Consider the following 18,623-nt stretch of genomic DNA (forward strand, 5'->3'; position numbering starts at 1 on the left):
GACTGGGGACTGGGGACTGGGGACTGGGGACTGGGGACTGGGGACTGGGGACTGGTGACTGGGGACTGGTGACTGGTGACTGGGAACTGGGGACTGGGAACTGGTGACTGGTGACTGGGAATAAGGAAAATCCCCAATACCTAATACCTAATCCCCAATACCTAATACCTAATCCCCAATACCTAATCCTCAATACCTAATACCTAATCTCCTCATAAACAGCTATGGACAATCCTGGTAAAGATAACTCAATTCCCTGGTATGAAATCAATCGAAGACGTGTTGTGCGAACCTTGGAATTTATCCAAGACGTAATTGTGATTTCTCTGTGTATTGGTTTATTTAGCTTCATGGTAATTCAGGTGAGAGATATGTTTCTCTCCTTACTTCCGCCGCTAGATTTTAATGGTGTCACTGCCGATATTCTCTTTTTACTGATCTTAGTTGAGTTATTCCGACTGCTAATTATTTACCTCCAAGAACATCGAGTATCCATTGGGGTAGCTGTGGAAGTTGCGATTGTTTCGGCATTACGAGAAGTGATTGTTAAAGGTGTTCTAGAAACCAATTGGACTCAAATTTTAGCAACTTGTGCCTTCTTATTAGTTCTAGGAGTCTTACTAATTCTGCGCGTTTGGCTGCCCCCAACTTTTGAAGGCATTGATCCAGAACAAGCAGTATCTAAACGCTATAAGAGTCGAGCCAAATCAGAATTAATAGAAACCAATAGCCATTGAATCAATTCGTAATTCGTAATTCGTAATTCGTAGTGCCTCTTTTCCTGCGGAACGCTACGCGAACAGAGGAGCTTCGGTAACGTAATTCGTAATTCTTAATTCGTAATTTGCAGCCCAGATCAAGAGAGGTTACTATGTCTGCTAATACTGTAACGACCAATCGTAAAAGAGATGTTCAGGTCGCTGAAATTGGTGAAAATACATTAATTTTGCGATCGCGGACTTGGGACAGACTAAAATTTGAGGTTGAGTATTCCCGCCAAAAGGGAACTACAGCTAATTCTTATCTCATCCAAGCTGATAAAAAAGCCTTAATTGATCCCCCTGGTGAATCTTTTACGGAAATTTACCTCCAGGAACTAGGGCAACATCTAGATTTCTCCACCCTAGATTACATTGTTCTCGGTCATGTCAACCCCAACCGTAGAGCTACTTTACAAGTGTTGCTCTCTCAAGTTCCGCAAGTTACCTTAATTTGTTCTCGTCCTGCGGCTAATGCACTCAAAACTGCTTTTCCTGAGTGGGAGTCACGCATTCAAGCTGTGCGTTCAGAAGATACTTTAGATTTAGGACAGGGACATCATCTGACATTTGTCAGCGTACCGACTCCCCGTTGGGCTGATGGATTGTGTACTTATGATTCTGCCACCAAGATTCTCTATACAGATAAATTCTTTGGCGCACACATTTGTGAAGATACTTTATTTGATGAGGACTGGAAAACTTTAGACGCGGAACGTCGTTACTATTTTGACTGTCTCCATGCACCCCAAGCCAAACAAGTAGAAGTCGCTTTAGAAAAGTTTTCCGTTTTTCCCGCCAAATCTTACGCCCCGGCTCATGGGCCAGTGGTGCGTTACAGCCTGAGCCGATTTACTTATGATTACCTTCAATGGTGCCAAGGGCAAAAATCTCAAGAATTAAGTGTGGCATTACTTTATGCTTCTGCTTATGGAAATACCGCAGTTTTGGCGAATGCGATCGCACAAGGTTTAATTGAAAATGGCGTTAATATAGAATCCATTAACTGTGAACTAGCAGATACCGCCGAAATTACCCGCATTGTCGAGGCTTGTGACGGGTTGATTATTGGTTCACCCACTTTAGGCGGCCATGCACCAACTCAAATTCAAACTGCTTTAGGAATAATTTTAGCCACAGCAGCTAAAACCAAATTAGCAGGCGTGTTTGGTTCTTACGGCTGGAGTGGAGAAGCCATTGACTTACTAGAAAACAAACTCAAAGATGCCAATTATCGTTTAGGGTTTGAATCAATTCGTGTCCGCTTCACTCCCACACCGGAAATTATTCAACAATGTCAACAAGCCGGTGCAACCTTTGCCCAAAACTTAAAGAAAACCAAAAAATTGCGGACTACCCGCCAAGTTGTCACAGAAACCCATGTAGATCGTACCGAACAAGCAGTAGGGCGGATCATTGGTTCTTTGTGTGTAGTCACAACTCGTGATGAAGACACCCACAAAGGCGTTTTAACTTCTTGGGTATCTCAAGCCACCTTTAACCCTCCAGGAATCATGATTGCGATCGCTGATGAACAGAATGCAGACTTAATGTGTCACCCCGGTGATAAATTTGTGCTAAATATTCTTAAAGAAGGCAGAAATGTCCGCCGCTATTTTGCCCGTCAAAGCACTTTAGGAGATAACCCCTTCATCAATCTTTCTACCAAAACATCTGTTAACGGTTGTCTCATTCTCACCGAAGCATTGTCCTATTTAGAATGCACAGTCCAAAATCAAATCAAATGTGGTGACAGATGGTTAATTTATGCAGCAGTAGATAACGGTGAAGTCCTTGAAAATGAAGGATTAACCGCCCTCGAATACCGTAAATCCGGTAGCTATTATTAATCCTCAAATTTCTCGCCCACGGGTTAGCGAAGCTCTTCAACAGGTTTGCCCATGATCATGTACGGTAATTTCCAACCTGATTGCTAGGTTTCAGATTGCTGCACTTCTTCAACAGGGCTAGGGAAAGAAATAGGATCAAGGGATTGGCTAGGGGAATTTAACTGTTGTAGTGTCGATGGTTGTGCCATACTGCCATCACTAAAGTAAGAGCCAACAATCTTGTCATAGTTAGAAGCCACAGCTAAAAACACCCCACCTAAAATATAGATTGGTAATGGCAGATTAAAGGCTTTTAACCAGTCAAACAGTTCTGCCAAAGCGAATAACAATAAAAAACAAGCAAGCCAAACCCTCATGTTTCTATCCTCTGCGTGCAAGCAACTTTACTCATAGCGTAAACAGCTTGCATGATACTTGAAGTTCAGTGTAACCACAAATGCGGCAGGGGAGGTGTGGGGAGTGTGGGAGGGGAAAAGATTTTTAGCTTCCAATACCCAGTCACCACTCACCAGTCCCCAATCCCCAATCCCCAATCCCCAATCCCCAATACCCAATCCCCAATCCCCAATCCCCAGTCCCCAGTCCCCAGCTAATTACTTTGACACACTAGATTTCTCTGGCTGGTTTTTCCTACCCTGGATACCGTTGAGGAACATTGGCACAAATTTCTCCATAAAAGCCTGGGGATCACGTTGCCAAGCTTTTTGGGCGGCTTGAATCCGGGTAAATTGTAAATCAGGTGCTAACAGACTTTGTGGTAAGCGTTCCATTAAATACTGGGGACGTTCCCACAATGGCATTGTATTTGCTATTTCTACCAAATGAGTCACCCGCCGCAGTTCTGCCCCCAGGGTGATATCCATTCCCGATTCAAAAGCCGCTTGTTCAATAGCAGCATACTTTTGTTTGGCTTGTTCTACCTTTTGTCGATGTTCTGGACTTTTACGGGCGATTTTTGCTAACCAGCCATTCCCCCAACGCACGTGTCCCGCTTCTTCTGGGAGAATTTTAGCGATGGTTTCCCTAATTTTGATGTTTTCTGGGGTTTGTGGCGCTTGTTTGAGGGCGTAGATGTGAGCCGAGAAATATTCACAACCCCGTTTTTCGGTGACATTAATCGCCGCCAAGGGAGCAATGATACCGTATTCGGGGTCACTTTCATTCTGAAAGGCTTCTGGGTCTAGCAGGCGTTCAAATTCGTCAATATAGGAACCACCAGGGGGAGTACCGATATCCGCCCCCAATTCTACTAACAAATCAGTTAACCAGAGGGCATGACGGGCTTCATCGGCGATGTGACGAGATAAATCCTGCACCAATTCTCTGGGCTTACCATTGAGTTTTTCAATGACTTCTGTTAAATCTTTACAGCTGCGTTGTTCGCTGTAACGGTAGCGATTGAGAGTAATTAAATGGATTTGGCGATCGCACACTACCTGTTTGAGAACATCCCTCGCGCTCAAAACATTCTGAAATTTACGGGGATAAATAACTGCCATAAGTTAAGTTTTGTTAACTATCTTTATTTCATAGTAACTGGTACTAGGATTTCTCAGACAACAATCCATCTGCTACCCAGTCTCATGAGTAATCAGATGATCACAGCCACAATACTAGATAAAACCAGATTTTTTCGCAGCTTTTCCTCGCAGAATCACTAGCTATCGCCCTAAATTATAAATTTATGTAACATAAACCCAATTTTGTAACTTTGGTTACAGAAATTTTGCTATTCTAAAGAAACAAAAGATAACTAACTAACCATTTATCACTAAAAACATAAGGAGGACTGGAGTTATGTCTATTCAAGATAGAACACGTGCGTTAACAATGCGTCAATATCAGCAAGTCAAAAACCGTCAACAATCAATGCTGATGCGTGCCGCACAGGAACTCGGTCTTCCCACAGAATTATCCAAATACTGGAGTCCCATTCAAGGGAAAATTGATCCTACCATTCGGTTGATTTATGAAACTAGTCATGCTTCCATGAGCTAGATTTTGAGCATCTCCCAAAAATGTCAACACCAAGTTGATAGAGGAAAAATCTAGGTTACTATAGCAACCGCCAAGGACGTTAGGACATAAGTTGATGATAAAAGCTATACACCGAAAAGCTTTTACCCCACTCCCTACTCCCCAGGTATAGCTTGAAAATTGCCATCTACCGAAATTTTGATAGTGAGTAAGAAAAAAAAGCCACCCTCATCGGGTGGCTAAAAAATCATTAATTAACTCAATTAGCAATCGTAATAGAGGTAAAACTCATAAGGATGAGGACGTAACTGCATCTGCTTAACTTCATTAGCCAGCTTGTAGTCAATCCAGTTTTGTAAGAAGTCTTCCGAGAATACCCCTGAGTCTGTCAAGAAAGCATGATCATTTTCTAATGCTTCCAAAGCCAATTCCAGAGAACCCGGAGTTGAAGGAACCTTCGCCAGTTCTTCTGGAGAGAGTTCATAAATATTTTTATCTAGGGGTTCACCAGGATGGATTTTGTTCTTGATGCCATCAATACCAGCACACAGCATAGCTGCAAATGCTAAGTAAGGGTTAGAAGTCGCATCAGGACAACGGAACTCTAAGCGCTTGGCTTTAGGGTTATCGCCAGATAAAGGAATCCGCACAGAAGCAGAACGGTTCCCTTGAGAATAAGCCAAATTCACTGGTGCTTCATAACCAGGTACTAGGCGTTTATAAGAGTTCGTTGTGGGGTTAGTAATGGCTAACAGTGCGGGTGCGTGCTTCAGAATACCACCAATGTAGTAAAGCCCCATTTCACTCAAACCAGCATACTTGTCACCTGCAAATAGAGGCTGACCATTTTTCCAAATGGACTGGTGACAGTGCATACCAGAACCGTTATCGCCAAAAATTGGTTTTGGCATAAAAGTCACAGTTTTGCCGTATTTCTTAGCCACATTCTTGATGACATACTTGTAAGTCATCAGCCAATCAGCAGCTTCAATCAACTTACCAAAGCGGAAACCTAGTTCGCACTGACCACCAGTCGCCACTTCGTGGTGTTGTTTTTCAATAGGTACGCCGCAATCTTTCATTGTCAGCAGCATTTCAGTCCGGATATCTTGGAAGCTATCTGCTGGTGATACCGGGAAGTAACCTTCTTTGAAGCGTGTTTTGTAACCCAAGTTGGGGCTTTCTTTCCGACCAGAGTTCCAAGCACCTTCTACTGAGTCTACATGGTAGTAGCCTTCATGGGCATTTTGGTCAAAGCGGACATCATCAAAGATAAAAAATTCAGCTTCAGGGCCAAAGAATGCTGTATCACCAAGACCAGTAGAAACTAGGTAATCGACGGCACGTTGGGCAATTACACGGGGACAACGGTTGTACCATTCACCTGTGCGGGGTTCTTTAATACTACAAACTATACTTAACGTCGGCTCTTTCATGAAGGGGTCGATCCAAGCAGTGTTGGGATCGAGTACCATCATCATGTCCGATTCGTTAATATTTTTCCAACCCCGAATGCTGGAACCGTCAAAAGGTACGCCATCAGAGAAGGAACTTTCATCGATTTGGTCTTGATACAAAGTTAGATGCTGCCAAGTTCCTGGTGTATCGATGAATTTCAGATCAATCATCTGAATTTTTTGGTCTTGAATCATTTTCAAGACTTCTTGTGGGGTTGTCATTGTTACTCCTTCTCTACCAATTTTCTAAAGTAATACCAGAATCTTCCAAAGCATCCTAACCCAGATGATCTGAACTAAGTTGTAGATGACACACCTGAAATATCATAAATCCTGGACATTAGAAGATTTTGTACTTTTTGTTACAGCTTATCTGGATTACAGCTTATATTAACCTTTTACCGAACATCTGCACAAAACTTAAAGTTCGTCTCATCAGGGGTCAACTTTGGCATAGAATCCTTAAATAGCGGATCAATTGTTTTTGTGTCCCATCATTTTAATAAAATAAATGGCACAAAACTTTACGGGTGCATAAGTGCAACCAAATTAATATCAAACCATAGATAGCATTGATTAGGAGAATAAGAATGCGGGATGCAGTTACAAGCTTGATTAAGAATTATGATGTTGCTGGTCGGTATTTTGACCGAAATGCAATTGACAGCCTCAAATCTTATTTTGAAAGCGGCACAGCACGGGTACAAGCAGCAGCGGCCATTAACTCTAATGCTGCTTCTCTTGTCAAGCAGGCTGGTTCTAAGTTATTTGAAGAACAACCAGAGTTGATTCGTCCCGGCGGTAATGCCTACACTACTCGTCGTTATGCCGCTTGTCTGCGGGATATGGACTATTACCTCCGCTATGCTACCTATGCCCTGGTTGCGGGTAATATGAATGTGTTGGATGAACGTGTATTGCAAGGATTGCGGGAAACTTACAATTCTTTAAGTGTACCTATTGGACCTACGGTTTATGGTATTCAAATTCTGAAGGATATGGTAAAGGCACAAGTAGCAGCCGCAGGTATTGCTGATACTTCCTTTGTGGATGAACCTTTTGATTATATGACTCGTGAGTTGAGCGAGAAGGATATTTAGTATCTAGCCCTGGTGATGAGAAATGGCGGGAGAATAAACCCAGTCCGTAACGACGGATAATATAACAATCGCACTTTGGCTTTTTTGACAAGGTGCGTTTACTTTTTTTAATATTCCAAATGAGTTATTTCCTTACCCGGAGAATAATAATACTGAATTTTTTTGTCGTAAAATATATTACTGGTGGTTTAGTCCTTGACAAATTTCCATGAGTATTAATGATCTAGAATTTTTACACGGTGCGGCTTTTCTTCGACTTCTGAAGGGAACAGCTAATATATCCATCAGTTATTTATCTTCTATACATCCATCACTTTATCTTATAAAAAGCACAAATAGGGAATCGGCGATTTTATTCAAAATATCTAAAAAGCCCAATTCATCTTGGCCATTTAGCTTTAGTTCACAGGAAGAAATTGCGTTGACAAAGTTTCATAGTATATATACTGATGTCCAATTGTTTATAGCATTGATTTGTCATCGAGATGGTATTTGTTGTCTATCAGAAGAACAACTATGGACAATTCTTGATTCTCGTGAGGGTTTAGCTAATCAGCGTGTTTCTGTAAAAAGAGAGCTAAGAGGGAGCTATTATGTTAAAGGTACGGGAAGAGTCCTTTTAGAGCGTACAATTCCCCAAAATAACTGGCCAGAAGTAATTTTATCAGCATAAAGTTTAATTATGACAAATATTCCAATTATTAAAAATGGCTCCTGTATTGATCACTTAATTAGGAAAATAGAGAAACAAATCGGAGAAAGAGAAGCTTATCGACTCAAAGACACTGCTATTGAAGTTGTTCAGAATTGTGTCAAATTTTATTCAGAAACTTTTGGTTATGGGGATGTAGGAGAAAATAGCACGGGTTTAGTTAGTCAACTATATAAAGGAGCAGATCCTATTCCTAATTGTACAACCGGACTTATTTATGGTCGAGTTCAAAGTGGAAAAACCAACACAACTATTGCAACTTTAGCACTAGCGCATGAAAATAATTTTCGTTGTTTTATTGTTTTAACTTCAGATAATACATGGTTAGGGGAACAAACTGCTAACCGTTTTAATAACCAAGTTCAAGGAGGACCGGTTATTTTTGATTGGGAAGCATGGAAAAAAGACCCTGAAGATTTTGCTAAAACTAAAGTTATACCCTACGTTAAAGATACGGGTGTTGTTTTAGTTACCACAAAAAATGTTTCTCATTTGAAGAGATTATTGATAGTTTTAAAAACAGCTAAAATTAAAAATTTCCCTACATTAATTTTTGATGATGAAGCAGACAATGCTAGTTTAAATACGAATGAAGCTAAACAGTCTAAAAAAGGAAAAGATGCAATTTCTGACAGTACAACTTTTGAGCAAATACATAGCAATATTCGTCAAGAAGTTGCTAATCATATTTATATTCAAATAACCGCAACTCCCCAAAGTTTATTATTACAACGTCTCGATACTCCTTGTAAACCTCAGTTTTGTGCAGCATTACCAGAACCGGGAGATAGTTATATGGGAGGAGATTTATTTTTTTCTGAAAGTAGTAAGCACTATCGAATCGTTGATGCTGAGGAAATTGGTCAAATCAAAAAACAAAATGGTGCAATTAATCCTGGTAATAAATGGATAATTCCTGAAGGGCTAAGGTTTGCATTATGTTGTTTCTTCTTAGGTTCAACTTACAAAATGTTATCTTCAGATGACGAAGATGCTATATATTCCTTTTTGGCTCATATTTGCTATAAGCAAGATATCCATACAAATTTAGAACAAGTAATCAGTAATTTCGTCATTAATTTAGATCAAGCAATTAGGCAAAGGAGTTCACAAACAGATTATAACCAAGCAATAAAATGGTTAGAACAAGCCTATAAAGAGTTAGAGAAAACCGCAGATAAATTACCTCCAGTCAATGAACTAATAGAGGAATTGAAAATTAAACTAAGACACGCAATTCCTAAAATTATTAATGCAAATAATCCCGATAAAGAACCTAATTATAATCCTGGTATGAATATCTTGATTGGGGGTAATAGATTAGGTAGAGGTGTGACAATTAAAGGCTTAATGGTCACTTATTATGGGCGGGATGCAAAACAAAAAGTATTTGATACTGTGCATCAACACGCTCGAATGTATGGATATCGTCCAAAATTAAAAGATGTTACTCGTCTCTTCTTACCAGAAAATATACTAGATACCTTTCGGACAATTCATGAAGCAGATGAAGCAATGCGTCAAGCAATTGGAGATGACATTAATAATATTAAACTTCAACCTGTTTGGATAGGTGGGAATCTAAAACCAACCCGCTCTAATGTTTTAGATCCTTCAGCAATTAATGTATTAACACCGGGTTCATCAATTTATCCTCAAAATCCAGCTTATAAAAAAGAAGAGATTCAAGATAGTTTCCAGAAACTTGAAAAACTTTTAATCAATTATAAAGATGATGATTTGTATGATGAGGTAAATTTAGACTTTATCATTGAAATACTGAGTTATACTAAAAGTCATTATGTAAGCTCAGAAAGTCCTTATGGACGTTCTGAAAAATGGGAAGACAAGCGCATTATTAAGGGTTTAAAAGATATGAAAACTCAAGGTATGACAAAAGGACGTTTAAATGTTCGTAGAGGTAAAAGTAAAAAAAACAAAGGTCAAGGATTGGATCTTTCAATGACAGATACTGGTGTATCAGGTAGTACATCAGGTACGTGGACAAAAAAAGCTAAAGATGAATATCCCGATGTACCAACATTAATTATTTCCTATCAACAAGGCGAAAAAATTAGGGGATGGGATGACCACCCTATATATTTTCCTGTGTTAGTGTTGCCAAAACAAAAGTTTGTTTTAATGTTTAATTATAATGATTAATGGTGAAGCAGCGACTGGATACACTTTTAGTAGAGTTAAATTTATGTCCTTCTCGCGCCTTAGCACAGCGCTTAATTCAAGCGGGTGAGGTGACTGTTAATCAGCAGGTGGTGGATAAGGCGGGGACGGAAGTTGATATTGCGGCGGATGTTAAGGTGAAGGAGCGATCGCGCTTTGTGTCTCGCGGTGGTGAAAAACTCGCTAAGGCTTTACAATTTTTTACAATTTCGGTGGCGGGACGTGTTTGTCTCGATGGTGGTATTTCTACTGGGGGATTTACTGACTGTTTGTTACAAGCTGGAGCAGTAAAAGTTTACGGGATTGATGTCGGTTATGGACAAGTGGACTGGGGTTTAAGAAATGACCCACGGGTGATTTTAAGAGAACGGACTAATTTACGTCATCTCACACCGGAAGAGTTGTATGGCGAAAGTCAGGAAATACCTGATTTGGCGGTGGTGGATGTATCGTTTATTTCCTTAACCAAGATTTTGCCGGCTTTGTGGCGTTTAACCACCTCTCCCAGGGATGCAGTATTGCTGGTTAAACCCCAGTTTGAGGTGGGAAAATCCCGTGTAGGTAAAAAGGGCGTTGTCCGCAATCCTGATGACCAAGCTGATGCTATTTTCCAAGTGTTGCAAATGGCTTGTGAATTAGGATGGAAATACCAAGGTTTAACTTGGTCGCCTATTACTGGCCCGGCGGGTAATATTGAGTATCTTTTATGGTTAGGAATGGAAGGTGATACACCACCACCTGATTTAAATGCAATTAAGCAAATGACGCAATCAGCAATGAGTGATTTAACTTAAATCAGTGAAACATGAAAAGAACCCCTCCCTAACCCTCCCCCTTCGGGTGATGCCTCCGGCACGCTACGCGGTAAGCGCAGCCATGCCTGCAGGGCTTTACACCAGTCGCCTACGGAGGGAAACCCGCCTACAGCGCTGGTTCACCGCAAGCGAGGAGGGAACCGGATTTTTGTAGTTTAGTGGGGTCAAAATAATATGCAGCCTCACAAATAATTGCTATAACTGTTAACTGTTAAACATCGTAAATCAGACATTCTATGGCTTCTGGATGGCTGTCACAGTAGGTTTCTAAAGCGGTTTTGCGTTGTTTTGCTTGCTGCTGATGTGCTTTTTCTGCTTGTAATTCTTCGACGATATCCCAAGCTACAGCACAGTTAGCCGAATTGTCTCCGTCGATTTCGCAGGTTTGACGAGCTTCCGCAATGGATTCTAGGATAGCTTCTTGCAGAGTTTTAGTGCCGGCGTTCACAGCAGATTTAACGGTTTCTAGGGTTTTTGTCATGATATTTTCACCTTTGTTGAATCAGTAAAAAAACAAAAAAATAAAATTTCTGGCGGTGGTGTTTGCCTTGATTTTTATTTCCATTATTTCTGCAATTTTGCATCTAAAATTCGTAATTTAGAGCGGTTGTCATGATAATTTGATGGAAATTGATTATTGATATTTTGCCCCTAATTCCTGTTGCAAGCGATACAGAATTGTATTGTGATCAACTTGAGATAAAATTTCGGCAATGACTGTATTAGCTCCTAATTCTCCCCAAGTACAACCTTGTTCTAAATATACTTGGGCTGCTTTACCTACGGTGTATGCACCATAAGCTGCGATTCCAGATTGTGCGATCGCAGTGCCAGCGTAAGCAGTAATATTGAGAGGATTTTCACCACTGGCGATCGCCGCCGTACTCTTACCTAAACCTAATACTATTGTACTACCTATTTCTCCTAACAACAAACCACCAGAACTCAAGAAAATTCTCTTTAAAATTTTGCTGGCTTCATAGCTAGTCATAGGTAAACCATATAACCGGGCTAGAGAACGAATCAAAGCTAAATCAGCGATCGCACCACAGATGACATCTAAAACAGGTACAGGATTTAATCCTACTGCCAAAGCCTTATATTTAGTGAATTTCCAAATAATATCTTCAGCTTCTTGGTCACGAAAATCTATAGTTTTTTGGGCGATGGCTTTTTCTGCATCCCGTGCTTGAATAAGTGCATTTAAAGCCAACAGCGATCGCCCTTCCCGATTAAGTATATTTAAAATTGTCTGCTGTAATTCCTCAATCTGGGGCTGTGGAGTCTCCCATTCATAACTCACCCGACCATCCGGCCATTCCACCCGCACTTCCATAGGCGCTGGTTCCGCCGCCACCATGACAATTTCATCAGGTAATAAAGGCGGTGCTTGGGGATGTCCTGCGCCTAATTGTTGCAAATTATCATAAATTGCTGAACGGTCAGTTTCGGGATATAAATCAATTTTGTTAAATACTAAAATCAGAGGTTTTTGTGCCTTGCGTAACTCCAGCAATCCGCGATACTCAGTCCGCGTAATATCCCCCGAAACCACAAACAAAATTAAATCAGCTTGACGCGTCACCTCTCGCGCCATATTTGCCCGTGCTTCCCCGGCAATTTCATCTAAACCAGGAGTATCAATTAACTCTACTAATACCTTAGCACCTGGTTGCCAACGCACAGAACGGGGCCATTGGGTGACACCATTTAAAGGGCCGGTTTGCAGAATCTTCTCCCCCAGCAAAGCATTTAACACGGCTGATTTTCCCCGACTCACCAAACCAAAAGCTGCAATTCTAATTACATTAGAGTCTAATTTGTTGAGTGTGGAGTTCAACGTGTCTAATTCTGGTTTCAGCAAGCCTAGCAATTGCGGGTTTGAAGAAAACTGTCCCGACTTGCGGAGATATCCATACCAAGATAGTGCTTGTCTGAGACTAGCACGGGCGCGGTTTAAATGAGTTTCTTGGAGATTACGCACGAAGTTAAAGGTTCAGCCTACATCTCTATTGTGAACTATATTTTGTGCTTTTAAAGTTAAACCAATTGCCTAGCTTCTTAAACCCATAAAGTTGCGATCGCCTGCACCGAATTTTGGTTTGACATCACCAAAGGGACAAATTTAACCAGCTAAACTTCATCTCTACATCACGCAGATATACCACTTTTAGCAAAATTTTACACTTGATGATGTTAGCAAAAATCACATCTTCTTAGCAATAAAATCGTAACATCATGTTTGGCTAATTACTTTTAATCAAAGTTATTGAGCTTGCTGAAGGGTGGAAGTGTTATCTATTCTCTACCCACTAGCCAGAGACATTAATTATATTTTTATTGCAAATTGTAACAGCCCCATGATATGCTGAAAACAAATTGATAAATGCCCTTGTAATTTTTAAGTAGTCAGTAGGTTTGGGTAATGTCGCAGCGAAAGATATCTTTGGTAGTGTTAAATAGTTGGAATTGTCCACCCTAAATTTAGCCCTTGAATCTTGCAATAATCAGCAATATTTCCAGATAGATAGTAGAAAATCAGGTGGAATTTTTACTAATTAATCAGACCTGCAAATTGAGCTTTTCATCATTTGTCTGAAGGTATTAACCTCATAAGTGTTCCGCATACTGTCCGACTCTGCAAATCAGTATGCTGATTACTCATTTTTGTTGAAAAATGGGCTATTGAGAGTGCATCAAAGCACTGCTAATTTTATCTGAATAACCAAGCTAGGAGGAAACTTGAACGGAACAATTTTGAGGCGAGAGTGGTTTTCTAACACTCAGCGAGATATTATGGCTGGCGCTGTAGTCGGACTAGCCTTAATTCCAGAAGCCATAGCTTTTTCCATCATTGCCGGGGTTGACCCCAAAGTTGGGCTTTACGCCTCATTTATTATCGCAGTGATCACCGCCTTTTTAGGAGGTAGACCAGGATCAATTTCTGCCGCTACAGGCGCAATGGCGCTGCTAATGATTGATTTGGTCAAAGATCATGGATTGCAATATCTATTCGCCGCTACCTTCTTAACGGGGGTGTTTCAAGTTTTATTTGGGGTACTAAAACTCGGTCGCCAAATGAGATTTGTCCCCAGGGCGGTAATGATTGGCTATATTAACGCTTTAGCGGTGTTGATTTTTCTGGCTCAGTTACCCCAACTCACCAATGTTCCGCCCACAGTATATATACTGACTTTGCTTTCCTTGGGAATTATTTATATACTGCCTCGATTCAACAAAGTAGTCCCCTCGCCCCTAGTAGCTTTAGCTGTAATGACTATAGCTGCGATCGCGCTGAAACTAGAAGTTCCCACAGTCGGGGATATGGGAGAACTACCCACAACTTTACCCCTCTTTGCCCTGCCCCAAGTACCTTGGGAACTGGAAACCCTGCAAATTATTCTGCCCTATTCCCTCACCTTAGCGCTAGTTGGTTTGTTAGCTTCTTTATTAACCGCAGCTTTGGTGGATGAACTCACAGATACACCCAGCGATAAAAACCGAGAAGCCAAAGGACAAGGTATTGCGAACATTGTTACCGCCTTTTTTGGGGGGATGGCAGGATGTGGGATGATTGGACAATCGGTAATTAATGTCCAGTCTGGCGGACGAGGAAGACTGTCAACCCTAGCTTCAGGAATTTTCCTGTTAATTGCCATTCTGTTTTTGCAGGATTGGGTGAAGCAAATGCCTATGGCCGCATTAGTCGCAGTCATGATTATGGTATCAATTGGGACATTTCGCTGGTCGTCCTTAAAAAATATGCCCCGCATCCCCCGCACAGAAACCGCCGTCATGTTGACAACAATGTTTGTCACGATTTTTACCCGGAATTTTGCCCTGGGTGTAATCACAGGTATTGTCATGAGTACAGTATTCTTCTCCCGGAATATTGCTCAGTTGGTATTTGTGGATAAAGTCCTGAGTGAAGATGGCGGACATCGCATCTATAAAGTCGTCGGACAAATTTTCTTTTTATCGAGAGATGAATTTCTCGCGTCTTTTGATTTTACCGAACTCGTCGAGCGCGTCACCATTGACTTAACTCATGCTCACCTGTGGGATCAAGGTGCAGTGGAAGTTCTGGATAAAGCAATCATGAAATTTCGCCGAAATGGGGTAGATGTAGACATCATCGGACTGAATGAAGCTAGTGCGACTTTGCTGAATAAATTAGCAACTTCTCAAAAAGCTGATGCTATCAAACAAGAGTAGTATATTGACCTTTTAATCCAAATACCGGGACTCAAACCATCATGAAAAATATTTTACTTTGTACCGATGGTTCAGCTTTTGCGAACAACATTTATAAATATGGCGCTTGGTTTGCTCGTCAATTTCATTCCCATATCAATGTTTTGTTTGTCACAGATATTCGCAGTCAACAAGTAGCTTCTACTGGTAACTTAAGCGGTAGCATTGGGCTGGGTGCTTCTGAAAATTTGTTGAATGAATTGGTGGAGTTGGAACATAAAAAAGCCAAGCTGAACAATCAACGGGCGCGCTTAATTTTGCAAAATGCCGGCGAAACTCTCAAAGCTGAGGGAATCACAGATTTTAAGTTGACAAATAAAACCGGATTTCTGGTAGATTGTTTTCATGAATTTGAAAATGATGCCGATTTAATTGTTTTAGGTAAACGGGGAGAAGCGGCAAATTTTGCATCTGGACATTTAGGAGCAAATGTAGAGCGCATTGTTCGCATTACAAAAAAACCATGTTTAGTTACCCCCTGTGAATATAAACCATTTGAGAAAGTTTTAGTTGCTTATGACGGCAGTTTGGCAGGGAAGAAAACACTACAATTTCTAGTAAATTCTTCTTGCTTCCAAAAGTTAGAAATACATCTGTTAAAAGTAACTAAAAAGGAAACATATCCCAGGGCAGAGAATAGAGTTAATGAGGCTAAATATATTTTAGAATCAGCAGGTTTTAATCTCATTTCTACCATTATAGAAGGTGAAGCAGAAGAGGTTATTAATCAATATATTACTGAGCATAATATTAGCCTTTTACTTATGGGATCGCATGGACATAGCCGCATCCGTAATTTAGTAATTGGTAGTACGACAATTCAACTTCTAAGGAGTAGTAATATTCCTGTATTGCTGTTCCATTAAGAGGTTGTTAATCAAAGTGATTGTTCTTAATTTTATGTTTCCATCAATTACCCTGATTCCCCCTTAAATAGAGGATTTAATAGAGGATTTACACAGGAAATATCTTGTTTTTAGGCGTATCGGGAGTTTTAAAAATTCCGCAGTAGCCGGAAACCATATTAATTGCAATTATTTAACAGAGGAAAACCTTTCATGCAAATAACCAATGAAATCCATTTTCGTAACGTCCAAGGAGATATTCTTGGGGGTTTAACGGCGGCGGTGGTGGCCTTACCGATGGCATTAGCTTTTGGTATTGCTTCTGGTGCGGGTGCTGCTTCTGGGTTATGGGGCGCAATATTAGTGGGATTTTTTGCTGCTTTATTTGGTGGTACACCCAGCCTGATTTCTGAACCCACAGGCCCCATGACGGTAATTGTCACCGCAGTTATTGCCGGACTCCAATCTCAGAATGAAGAACAGGGTCTGGCCATGGCATTTACTGTGGTGATGATGGCCGGAGTAGTTCAAATCCTGTTTGGGGTATTGCGATTGGGGCGGTATATTACCATGTTGCCCTATAACGTGATTTCTGGATTTATGACCGGAATTGGCGTAATTCTGATTTTTCTGCAAATTGCACCCTTCTTGGGTCAAGAAACTCCTAAAGGTGGCGTTCTGGGGGTACTGCGAAATCTCCCGGATCTGATTGCTAATATCAGTGGTCCAGAAACTACTTTAGGGGTGATAACTTTAGGCATTCTGTTTTTATACCCAGCTAGATTTAAAAAAGTTGTCCCCCCCCAACTGGTGGCTTTAGTCATCGGTACGGTAATTTCTCTGTTTTTCTTTAGTGGGGTTGAAATTCGCACTATTGCCACTATCGGCACAATTACTCCGGGTTTGCCTAACTTCCAGTTGCCGACTTTTACCCCGGCAAATTTGCAGTTAATGTTTGTTAACTCCGTGGTATTGGGAGTGGTGGGTTCCATTGATTGTTTGTTAACTTGTCTGGTGTCCGACAGTCTCACCCGGACTGAACATAAATCTAATAAGGAATTAATCGGTCAAGGTATTGCTAATGTGATTACCGGTTTATGTGGTGGAGTTGCTGGTTCTGGAGCGACAACGGCGACTGTGGTTAATATCCAAGCTGGTGGACGCACGGCATTATCTGGTATTAGTCGGGCTTTATTTCTGTTAATTGTGGTTTTGTGGGCGGCTCCTTTAACTTCTGGGATTCCTCTGGCTGTATTAGCTGGGATTGTCTTAAAAGTAGGGATTAATATTATTGATTGGGGCTTTCTCAAACGGGTTCACAAAATCTCTTGGAAGGCGGCGGGAATTGTCTATAGTGTGGTACTGCTAACGGTGTTTGTAGATTTAATGATTGCGGTAGCCGTAGGGGTATTTATTGCTAATATCTTGACTATTGAGCGCCTGGATCAACTGCAATCTAATTCTGTGAAAGCAATTACTGACGCTGATGATCAAATTGTTCTGACTGCGGAAGAAAAGCAACTTTTAGATTCAGCGAACGGGCGAGTTTTGCTGTTCCATCTCAGTGGTCCGATGATTTTCGGTGTTGCTAAAGCTATTGAGAGAGAACATCGGGCGATCGCTAACTACGATGTTTTGATTGTTGATTTGTCTGAAGTTCCGGTACTGGGTGTCACTTCTTCTTTGGCCATTGAAAGTGCCATTCAAGAGGTTCTGGAGGCTGGACGGGACGTGATTATTGTCGGTGCAACCGGAAAAGTCAGAAATCGCTTAGAAAAGTTGGGTATTGCTGGTTTAATTCCGGGACACTACTGGATGAGCGATCGCTTAAATGCACTGAAAGAAGGCTTAAGTTTGGTTCTTGAAAAGCAAGGTTCTACCTCACAATGAAAGAGGCAAACCTTTTCCTTCTATTTCTTAATTAAGCTGCTGTTATATTTGATTAATGGGTGTCCACTTTTTGAGTGTTGACACCTTTCATTTTTATCAAATCACTTAGAGGATGTTTATGAGTGGAGAGTACAGGAGCTACCAGTGATTGTCAGCCCTATAGATGGAGGTGTCTAACTTGAAGTGGACTGAAAAATTCCAATCTTTGTTGGTTATTGCTGCTATTTTTATGGGGTTAGGGTTGGGACAAATTAGCTGGTTTTCTGACAATGCTGTTTATTTGATTGTCCCTTCTTTAATGGTGATGCTTTATGGAGTCTTTCTCAATATTCCTGTTAATCGCTTAGGTAACGCGTTTCAAAACTATCAGGTGACAGGATTGAGTCTAGGGATAAACTTTCTCTGGACTCCTGTATTTGCCTGGGGACTGGGAGCAATTTTTTTGAGAGATAGTCCTGATTTGCGGGTAGGACTAATTATGTTAATGGTTACACCCTGTACAGATTGGTATATTATTTTTACTAATATCGCCAAAGGAGATGTGGCTCTGGCTACGGCTTTACTGCCGTTAAATCTGCTTTTACAAGTTATTTTATTGCCCATTTACCTGATATTATTTGCTGGGACACTGGTTAATATTAATGTAGTTATTTTGCTAGAAAGTGTGGTGTTGGTTTTAGTTGTTCCCTTGCTTTTAGCTTTAATTTCTCAAAGGTTAATTCACCCTGTAAACCTTAACGGGTGACAACATAGCTAGACAGCTTGTTGAATAAGGGATAGAGCC

General features: G+C 40.9%; 16 protein-coding genes. 11 read left to right on the forward strand and 5 right to left on the reverse strand.

From position 1 onward, the window contains the following. Positions 1-224: 224 nt before the first annotated feature. Both ACM0OP_RS19965 and ACM0OP_RS19970 read left to right on the forward strand, forming a co-directional pair. On the forward strand, positions 225-737 hold the full coding sequence (locus ACM0OP_RS19965; RefSeq protein ID WP_414530169.1) for a phosphate-starvation-inducible PsiE family protein: 513 nt from the start codon (positions 225-227) through the stop codon (positions 735-737). 134 nt (positions 738-871) lie between these two features. Beyond that, on the forward strand, positions 872-2,608 hold the full coding sequence (locus ACM0OP_RS19970) for a diflavin flavoprotein (RefSeq protein WP_414530170.1): 1,737 nt from the start codon (positions 872-874) through the stop codon (positions 2,606-2,608). A gap of 83 nt (positions 2,609-2,691) precedes the next feature. Here ACM0OP_RS19970 and ACM0OP_RS19975 read toward each other — a convergent pair whose 3' ends face one another. Beyond that, a complete protein-coding gene (locus ACM0OP_RS19975) occupies positions 2,692-2,964 on the reverse strand; it encodes a hypothetical protein (RefSeq protein ID WP_414530171.1) in 273 nt (90 codons plus the stop codon). A 237-nt stretch (positions 2,965-3,201) separates the two neighbouring features. Then, positions 3,202-4,107 (reverse strand): ferritin-like domain-containing protein, encoded by a 906-nt coding sequence (locus tag ACM0OP_RS19980; protein ID WP_414530172.1) that lies wholly within the window; start codon positions 4,105-4,107, stop codon positions 3,202-3,204. A gap of 298 nt (positions 4,108-4,405) precedes the next feature. Here ACM0OP_RS19980 and gifA point away from each other — a divergent pair, with 298 nt between their 5' ends. After that, positions 4,406-4,606 (forward strand): glutamine synthetase inactivation factor IF7A, encoded by a 201-nt coding sequence (gene gifA, locus ACM0OP_RS19985; RefSeq protein WP_414530173.1) that lies wholly within the window; start codon positions 4,406-4,408, stop codon positions 4,604-4,606. A gap of 242 nt (positions 4,607-4,848) precedes the next feature. On the opposite strand, the gene glnA is transcribed toward gifA, so the two are convergent. Next, positions 4,849-6,264, reverse strand: a complete 1,416-nt coding sequence (gene glnA / locus ACM0OP_RS19990; protein ID WP_414530174.1) for a type I glutamate--ammonia ligase — start codon at positions 6,262-6,264, stop codon at positions 4,849-4,851. 368 nt (positions 6,265-6,632) lie between these two features. Between glnA and apcB the strand changes: the two genes are divergently transcribed. From apcB to ACM0OP_RS20010, 4 genes are all read left to right on the forward strand, one after another. After that, complete coding sequence (gene apcB, locus ACM0OP_RS19995; RefSeq protein WP_414530175.1) at positions 6,633-7,142, forward strand: allophycocyanin subunit beta; 510 nt, start codon at positions 6,633-6,635, stop codon at positions 7,140-7,142. 208 nt (positions 7,143-7,350) lie between these two features. Continuing rightward, positions 7,351-7,815: a hypothetical protein gene (locus tag ACM0OP_RS20000; RefSeq protein WP_414530176.1), complete on the forward strand. Its 465-nt coding sequence runs from the start codon at positions 7,351-7,353 to the stop codon at positions 7,813-7,815. A gap of 9 nt (positions 7,816-7,824) precedes the next feature. Beyond that, on the forward strand, positions 7,825-10,017 hold the full coding sequence (locus ACM0OP_RS20005) for a Z1 domain-containing protein (protein ID WP_414530177.1): 2,193 nt from the start codon (positions 7,825-7,827) through the stop codon (positions 10,015-10,017). Continuing rightward, positions 10,017-10,829, forward strand: a complete 813-nt coding sequence (locus tag ACM0OP_RS20010) for a TlyA family RNA methyltransferase (RefSeq protein ID WP_414530178.1) — start codon at positions 10,017-10,019, stop codon at positions 10,827-10,829. Before ACM0OP_RS20005 ends, ACM0OP_RS20010 begins: the two co-directional genes overlap by 1 nt. A 232-nt stretch (positions 10,830-11,061) precedes the next feature. Here the strand turns inward: ACM0OP_RS20010 and ACM0OP_RS20015 are convergent, their stop codons facing one another. Then, on the reverse strand, positions 11,062-11,331 hold the full coding sequence (locus tag ACM0OP_RS20015) for a Calvin cycle protein CP12 (RefSeq protein ID WP_414530179.1): 270 nt from the start codon (positions 11,329-11,331) through the stop codon (positions 11,062-11,064). A gap of 153 nt (positions 11,332-11,484) precedes the next feature. Further along, positions 11,485-12,834 carry a GTP-binding protein gene (locus ACM0OP_RS20020; RefSeq protein ID WP_414530180.1) on the reverse strand — a complete coding sequence of 450 codons (1,350 nt, stop codon included), beginning with the start codon at positions 12,832-12,834 and terminating at the stop codon, positions 11,485-11,487. Positions 12,835-13,646: 812 nt separating this feature from the next. Here ACM0OP_RS20020 and ACM0OP_RS20025 point away from each other — a divergent pair. The 4 genes from ACM0OP_RS20025 to ACM0OP_RS20040 all read left to right on the forward strand — a co-directional run bounded on the left by ACM0OP_RS20025 (position 13,647) and on the right by ACM0OP_RS20040 (position 18,584). Beyond that, the gene (locus ACM0OP_RS20025; RefSeq protein ID WP_414530184.1) at positions 13,647-15,065 is read left to right on the forward strand and encodes a SulP family inorganic anion transporter; all 1,419 of its coding nucleotides are present in this window, start codon (positions 13,647-13,649) and stop codon (positions 15,063-15,065) included. A 41-nt stretch (positions 15,066-15,106) separates the two neighbouring features. After that, positions 15,107-15,970, forward strand: a complete 864-nt coding sequence (locus tag ACM0OP_RS20030; protein WP_414530181.1) for a universal stress protein — start codon at positions 15,107-15,109, stop codon at positions 15,968-15,970. Between the two features lie 192 nt (positions 15,971-16,162). Next, positions 16,163-17,839 carry a bicarbonate transporter BicA gene (gene bicA / locus ACM0OP_RS20035; RefSeq protein WP_414530182.1) on the forward strand — a complete coding sequence of 559 codons (1,677 nt, stop codon included), beginning with the start codon at positions 16,163-16,165 and terminating at the stop codon, positions 17,837-17,839. A 169-nt stretch (positions 17,840-18,008) separates the two neighbouring features. Next, positions 18,009-18,584 (forward strand): arsenic resistance protein, encoded by a 576-nt coding sequence (locus ACM0OP_RS20040; protein ID WP_414530183.1) that lies wholly within the window; start codon positions 18,009-18,011, stop codon positions 18,582-18,584. Positions 18,585-18,623: the final 39 nt, after the last annotated feature.

The organism is Nodularia chucula CCY0103, from assembly GCF_963923915.1.
In the GTDB taxonomy this organism is placed as follows: domain Bacteria; phylum Cyanobacteriota; class Cyanobacteriia; order Cyanobacteriales; family Nostocaceae; genus Nodularia; species Nodularia chucula.

Bases quoted from the DNA above. Each gene is read 5' to 3' on its own strand.
- ACM0OP_RS19965 (WP_414530169.1), top strand. From the start codon at position 225: ATGGACAATCCTGGTAAAGATAACTCAATTCCCTGGTATGAAATCAAT.
- ACM0OP_RS19970 (WP_414530170.1), top strand. From the start codon at position 872: ATGTCTGCTAATACTGTAACGACCAATCGTAAAAGAGATGTTCAGGTC.
- ACM0OP_RS19975 (WP_414530171.1), bottom strand. From the start codon at position 2,964: ATGAGGGTTTGGCTTGCTTGTTTTTTATTGTTATTCGCTTTGGCAGAA.
- ACM0OP_RS19980 (WP_414530172.1), bottom strand. From the start codon at position 4,107: ATGGCAGTTATTTATCCCCGTAAATTTCAGAATGTTTTGAGCGCGAGG.
- gifA (WP_414530173.1), top strand. From the start codon at position 4,406: ATGTCTATTCAAGATAGAACACGTGCGTTAACAATGCGTCAATATCAG.
- glnA (WP_414530174.1), bottom strand. From the start codon at position 6,264: ATGACAACCCCACAAGAAGTCTTGAAAATGATTCAAGACCAAAAAATT.
- apcB (WP_414530175.1), top strand. From the start codon at position 6,633: ATGCGGGATGCAGTTACAAGCTTGATTAAGAATTATGATGTTGCTGGT.
- ACM0OP_RS20000 (WP_414530176.1), top strand. From the start codon at position 7,351: ATGAGTATTAATGATCTAGAATTTTTACACGGTGCGGCTTTTCTTCGA.
- ACM0OP_RS20005 (WP_414530177.1), top strand. From the start codon at position 7,825: ATGACAAATATTCCAATTATTAAAAATGGCTCCTGTATTGATCACTTA.
- ACM0OP_RS20010 (WP_414530178.1), top strand. From the start codon at position 10,017: ATGGTGAAGCAGCGACTGGATACACTTTTAGTAGAGTTAAATTTATGT.
- ACM0OP_RS20015 (WP_414530179.1), bottom strand. From the start codon at position 11,331: ATGACAAAAACCCTAGAAACCGTTAAATCTGCTGTGAACGCCGGCACT.
- ACM0OP_RS20025 (WP_414530184.1), top strand. From the start codon at position 13,647: ATGGCTGGCGCTGTAGTCGGACTAGCCTTAATTCCAGAAGCCATAGCT.
- ACM0OP_RS20030 (WP_414530181.1), top strand. From the start codon at position 15,107: ATGAAAAATATTTTACTTTGTACCGATGGTTCAGCTTTTGCGAACAAC.
- bicA (WP_414530182.1), top strand. From the start codon at position 16,163: ATGCAAATAACCAATGAAATCCATTTTCGTAACGTCCAAGGAGATATT.